The 5,202-nt window shown below is 71.1% G+C and carries 6 protein-coding genes; 5 read left to right on the top strand and 1 reads right to left on the bottom strand.

Features of this window, described 5'->3' with window-relative positions; genetic code table 11:
- The 5 genes from MJ783_RS17515 to MJ783_RS17495 form a co-directional block, all read left to right on the top strand.
- The coding region (locus MJ783_RS17515; protein ID WP_239311635.1) for an amidohydrolase family protein at window positions 1-854 on the top strand (854 nt) is incomplete at its 5' end.
- A complete protein-coding gene (locus tag MJ783_RS17510; RefSeq protein ID WP_370651668.1) occupies window positions 854-1,585 on the top strand; it encodes a glycosyltransferase family 2 protein in 732 nt (243 codons plus the stop codon). The genes MJ783_RS17515 and MJ783_RS17510, both read left to right, overlap by 1 nt.
- A gap of 73 nt (window positions 1,586-1,658) precedes the next feature.
- Window positions 1,659-2,621, top strand: coding sequence for an ABC transporter ATP-binding protein (locus tag MJ783_RS17505; protein ID WP_239311631.1), 963 nt, complete (start codon window positions 1,659-1,661; stop codon window positions 2,619-2,621).
- On the top strand, window positions 2,618-3,514 hold the full coding sequence (locus tag MJ783_RS17500) for an ABC transporter permease (protein ID WP_239311630.1): 897 nt from the start codon (window positions 2,618-2,620) through the stop codon (window positions 3,512-3,514). The genes MJ783_RS17505 and MJ783_RS17500 overlap by 4 nt, the downstream gene beginning before the upstream one ends.
- Before the next feature lie 250 nt (window positions 3,515-3,764).
- On the top strand, window positions 3,765-4,313 hold the full coding sequence (locus MJ783_RS17495) for a hypothetical protein (RefSeq protein ID WP_239311628.1): 549 nt from the start codon (window positions 3,765-3,767) through the stop codon (window positions 4,311-4,313).
- A gap of 32 nt (window positions 4,314-4,345) precedes the next feature.
- On the opposite strand, the gene MJ783_RS17490 is transcribed toward MJ783_RS17495, so the two are convergent.
- Window positions 4,346-5,023: an LON peptidase substrate-binding domain-containing protein gene (locus MJ783_RS17490; protein ID WP_239311626.1), complete on the bottom strand. Its 678-nt coding sequence runs from the start codon at window positions 5,021-5,023 to the stop codon at window positions 4,346-4,348.
- Window positions 5,024-5,202: the final 179 nt, after the last annotated feature.

Here is a 5,202-nt window from a genome sequence, read left to right as displayed (position 1 = left end):
GGCTGGTGTTTCGCCGCGCGGCGGGCCGCGGGGCCGAGGGCGAGATGACGGCGGACCCACCGGCCGCGGACCGGGCGCGCGGGGGCCGGGGCGGGTCGAACGGCGTTATGCCGGGCCGAGACGACCCGGCTGGCCGGAACGGGGCCGGACAGGACCCGCTCGACGCGCTGGCTGTGGCCGACAGCCCCGCCGCGGCCCGCAAAGTCGTCACCAGCCTCATCGCGGACGGTGTTGATCTCATCAAGGTGTGTCTCGGGGACGTTGCGGGCCCGGCGCGGCCTGGGCGGTCGCCACTGCGTTACGACGAGCTCGCGATCGTGCTGGAAGCCGCGCATACGGCCGGGCTACCGGTGATCGCGCACGCGCTGACCGTCGCAGCGGTGGAGCTGGCGCTGCGGGCGGGCGTGGATGAGCTCGCCCACGTCCCGCTGGAGCCGCTGCCGCCCGAGACCGTCGACCGGATCGCCGCCGCTGGCGTGCCGGTGGTGTCGACCCTGCAGTGTCACTCCGGGGCCGGCCCCGTGCCTGGGCGCAACGCGGCGCTGCTCCATCGCGCCGGTGTCTCCCTGATCTACGGTACCGATGCGGGCGGCGCGGGTAACCGTCCGCCCGGCGTCGATCCCCGGGAACTCGACCGGCTGGCCTATGCCGGGCTGGGCCGCCTCGGCGCGCTGCGCGCGGCGACCTCCGGCGCGGCGCGGGCAGCCGGGCTTGACGGCCAGCGGCCGTCGGGGCGTATCGAAGCGGGAGCGTACGCGGCCGTGGTCGGGCTCCCCGCGGACCCCCTGGTCGAGCCTGCGGCCTGGCGCCACCCGACAGTGGTGGTCAACGGCCAGCGGATGATCACGGCGTAATGTTCGCGAATGTGAAGCTTTCTGTCTTGATGCCGGTGTTCAATGAACAGGCCACACTCGCGTCCGCGGTCAAGCGGGTGCTTGATGTCAGCTACCCCTGCGAGGTCGAGCTCGTAGTGGTCAACGACGGCAGCACGGACGGGACCCGGGCGATTCTCGACGGCATCGATGATCAGCGAGTGGTTGTCGTCCACCAAGCCGTGAACCGTGGCAAGGGCGCGGCGGTCCGGGCCGCGAGCCAGCTCGCAACCGGTGACTACCTCGTCATCTGCGATGCGGATCTTGAGTATGCGCCCGAAGAGATCCCGGCGCTGCTCGAGCCGGTTGTCGCTGGCCAGGCCCAGGTTGTCTACGGTTCGAGGACGTTCAGCAGCAACACCGCGTACTCGTTCTGGTATGTGATGGGCAACAAGGCGGTTACGCTTGCCGCGAACATCCTGTTCGACAGTTACATTTCCGATCTGGAAACCTGTTTCAAGCTGATGCCGCTCAGCCTGTACCGCGAGCTGGACGTCGTCCGGGTCGGTTTCGGGATGGAGGCCGAGGTGACAGCCAAGCTGCTCGCCCGTGGTATCCGGCCGTTCGAGGTGCCGATCAGCTACAAGGCCCGCACCCGGGCGGACGGGAAGAAACTGACCTGGAAGGACGGGGTCGAGGCGTTGTGGATACTGGGCTCGCTGCGGGTCCGGACCCACGGTCAGGCCCGCCGGCCGGCGAAGGGCGAGTGCTGAACGTGGCCGGGACAGGCAGCGGGCATATCCCGCGCCCGCCCTCCGGCCACCCCCATGCGCGTGGGCTGCGACAATGGGCCGCGTGCTGAGCTACGCCGTGCGTGGGCTCACCCGCCGGCACGGCGTCGGTGAGCGTGCCGTCCTCGCCACGTGCGACCTCGACCTCGACATCGAGCGGGGCGAGGTGTTCGGCGTCCTCGGGCCGAACGGGGCCGGGAAGACCACGCTGGTGCGCCAGCTCATGGGGCTCATCCGGCCGGACGCAGGGTCGATCGAGATGCTCGGGTGGGACATCGTCGCCCGGCCGGACATCCCGCCCCGGCTGGCGGCCTATCTCGGTCAGGCTGACACGGCCCTCGCGGATCTCCCGGTGGGTGTCGCGGTGGAGACGACCGCCCGCCTGCGCGGGCTGGGCCGCGCCGCTTCCCGGGCGGCCCGGACAGCCGTCATGGACGAGCTCGGGCTGGCGCCGATCGCGAGCCGGCCGCTGCGGCACCTGTCCGGTGGCCAACGCAGGCTGGCCGCGGTTGCCTGCACGCTGGTCGGCGACCGCCAGGTGCTCGTCCTGGACGAACCGACGACCGGGCTGGACCCGACGGCCCGGCGGGCGGTGTGGTCGGCGCTGCAACGGCGCCGCGCCACCACGGGCGTCACCGTGCTGCTGGTCACGCACAACGTCCTGGAGGCGGAGACGGTCCTCGACCGTGTCGCCGTCCTCGACGCCGGCCGGGTGATCGCCTGTGACACTCCCGGGCGGCTCAAGGCGTCGGTGAGCGGGGACGTCCGGCTGGATCTGGTCTGGCGGTCCGAGCCGCCGCGCGATGACCCGACCATCGTGCGGCTCGCCCAGCACGCTGAGATCACCGGTCACCGGTGGAGCACGCGGATGACCGCGGCCGACGCGCGCGAGGCACTCGCGCGGCTCACGGCCGGTCCGGCCTTCGCCGCCCTCGACGACTTCACCCTGGCGACGCCGTCCCTTGAGGATGTCTACCTTGCCCTTGGTGGCGCGTCCCGCACCCTGGAGCGCACATGACCGCCGCCGCGTATAACGCGATATCCCAGTCCACCGGTGAGCCATCCCTGGCTCAGAGCGGTGCTGGTCAGAGCGGTACCGGTCAGGACGGCGGCACGGTGGGTGCCGCCGTGACCGTGGCTGGCGCTGTGCTGCTGCCACCCAGCACCCGCTTCGGTCCGGCGCTGCGCGCTGTCTACGCCGGTCAGCTTGCACGCGGGCGGGTGGCCCGGGTGCCGCTGTTGTTCGTCGCGGCCTTCCAGTCCCTCGGGATCATGCTGTTGCTGCGGGGGGTCGTCGACACCGGAAACGAAACAACCAGCGAACAGGTGGTCGCGGGGTCAACCGTGCTGGTGGTGGCCTTCGTCGCGCTCAACCTGCTCGCGCAGCGCTTCGGGGCGCTGCGCGCGGCCGGGGCGCTCGACTACTACCTGACGTTGCCGATTCCCGGCAGCGCGGTGGTCCTCGGCACCGCCGCGTCCTATGCCTCGTTCGCGGTGCCGGGGACGGTCATCACGGCCGTGGTGGGCGCGCTGCTCTTTGACCTTCCGCTGTCGGGCCTGTGGCTGTTGCTACCGGTGGCCGCCTTGGCGGGCGCCTCGCTCGCCGGTATCGGGGCCGCGATCGGCCTGCTTGCCCCACGGCAGGAACTGGCCACCGTCGCCGGGCAGGTCGGCATGAGTGTCGTGCTGTTCGTGGGCATCATCCCGGCGGACCGGCTGCCCGCCGGAGCCAACGTGCTACGGGACCTGGTGCCCAGCACGTACGCGGTGGATGTGCTGGCCGCCGCGTTCCGCCCGTCCGTCGACTGGGCCGCGGCCGCCGCGGACCTGTTGGTGTGCGCGGTGGTCGCGGTCATCACGCTGACCGCGGCCAGCATGGCGCTGCGGCGTGCCGGCAATGCCCGGGGCTAGCGCGTGCCTGATGGATCGTCGGCCGCGCGGATCGATGCCCAGAAGGCGTCCTGCCACGCTGCCGTCGGTCCGGGCAGAGCCCCAAAAGGCCGCGAATGTCACAAATATCATGGATGCCACAGATGTCAGCGATAAATGAATGGTGACAAAGCCGTTGCCGGACGCGCACGATGCAGGAACGCCGGGCTCACCCCAGGCTCCGCGGCCGCGCGCTCTCGGGGGGGTCGCCGCCGATTCGGATGACCCGTACGTGACCACTGACCGTGGCTACCGTTTCTGGGCGGTGGGACGGGCCGAGATCCTCACCGGTGTCGTGTGCGCGGTTGCCATGGCCGCCGCTGGGCTGTTGCTCGGACTGCTCTGGGCCGCGGCGGCTCCGCGTCTGGATGTCCGGGCCGCGATTGACGGAAGCGAGCTCGCTTTCGGCGCTCAGGCCGGGGCTGACGTGTACTTCGCCATGATCTGCGGGGTCGGTGGCCTGGCCGGGGGAGCGTTCGCGTTCTGGCGGGGCCGCAACGGAGGCTGGCCGGTTCCGGTGGGACTCGCGCTGGGCGGGATCGCCGGGTCCGTGCTGGCCAGCTGGATCGGCCACGGGCTGCGTTCCGCGCGGGTCATCGCGCAGCTTCCGCACGAGGCTGGTGATCTTGCCGTCCAGCTTGTCGACTTCCGGTTACGGTCGTCCGGCTTCCTGCTCGTCCTGCCCAGCGTGTCGTTGTTCACGCTCGCGATCCTGAGCTGGTTGTCGGTCTCGCTGAGGTCGCGTGGTGGAGCGGGCCGGCCGGCTGATCCGACGGGCTGAGAAGGACAGCCGCGGGCGGGGCCGCCCACTGTTCAGTTCGCGCTGGGGGTGATCCGGATGTGCTCGTCAGAGGCGATGGCGGTGAACCGTTCGAGGAGCCCGAGCTCACGGCGGAGAATTGTCCGCTCGGCCCGCAACCGGGCCGCGGCGTCGGGCGCGGCGAGCAGCGCCTGGCGTTCGGCTGTCTGGGTCACCATCGAGGCCGCGACCACATAGGACAACATCCGGGGATCATCGGGAAGATCGGGAAGCCGGATCTCGGCGGCCCGGGAGGTGGCGAGCCGGGCGGCGTAGTCGCGGAGCAGCTTCGCCACGACGGGGACCTGGGCGGCCGCCTCCTGGGCGTCACCGATGCCGTCGCTGAGGTACTCCACGTCACCCATGAGGTAGGGGCGGCTGGTCTGGTCCACCGCGAGCACCCGGAACCTTGCTCCGCCCGAGGTAACGATCGAAAAACGTCCGTCGGCATGTGGGTCGACCCGGCGGAGGTTCGCGGTGCAGCCAATCTCGTGGAAGACCGGTATGCGGTCCGTCCCGGTCTCCCGCCCGTGGCGGATGGCGACGACTCCGAAGCGGCGCGGTTCGCCCGCGGCAAGGTCCAGCAGGTCGGCGACGAGCACACGGTAGCGCTGCTCGAAGATCTCCAAGGGGAGCAGGAGACCAGGGAGCAGCACGGTTCCCAGCGGGAACAGGGCCAGTCGTTCGGTCATGGCGGGAACACCCGTTTCAGGTCGGGGCGGGTCCTGGGCGCTGGACGCGATCAGGCTCCGAGCTCATGATGGGCCAGTCGCCCGGTGAACGCTCGATGTCGTGTCGGCACGCTCGGCTGCCGTGCGGACGGTGACCGGGCGGGATCGTGCGTGCGTCGCTGAGGGCCGTTCGTGGTCCG

The organism is Protofrankia sp. Cj3, from assembly GCF_917627355.1.
Classification (GTDB): domain Bacteria; phylum Actinomycetota; class Actinomycetes; order Frankiales; family Frankiaceae; genus Protofrankia.
The sequence above is the reverse complement of the archived record's forward strand: the minus strand, read 5'-3'. Positions and strand labels throughout refer to the sequence as shown.

Bases quoted from the DNA above. Each gene is read 5' to 3' on its own strand.
- MJ783_RS17510 (WP_370651668.1), top strand. From the start codon at position 854: ATGTTCGCGAATGTGAAGCTTTCTGTCTTGATGCCGGTGTTCAATGAA.
- MJ783_RS17505 (WP_239311631.1), top strand. From the start codon at position 1,659: ATGGGCCGCGTGCTGAGCTACGCCGTGCGTGGGCTCACCCGCCGGCAC.
- MJ783_RS17500 (WP_239311630.1), top strand. From the start codon at position 2,618: ATGACCGCCGCCGCGTATAACGCGATATCCCAGTCCACCGGTGAGCCA.
- MJ783_RS17490 (WP_239311626.1), bottom strand. From the start codon at position 5,023: ATGACCGAACGACTGGCCCTGTTCCCGCTGGGAACCGTGCTGCTCCCT.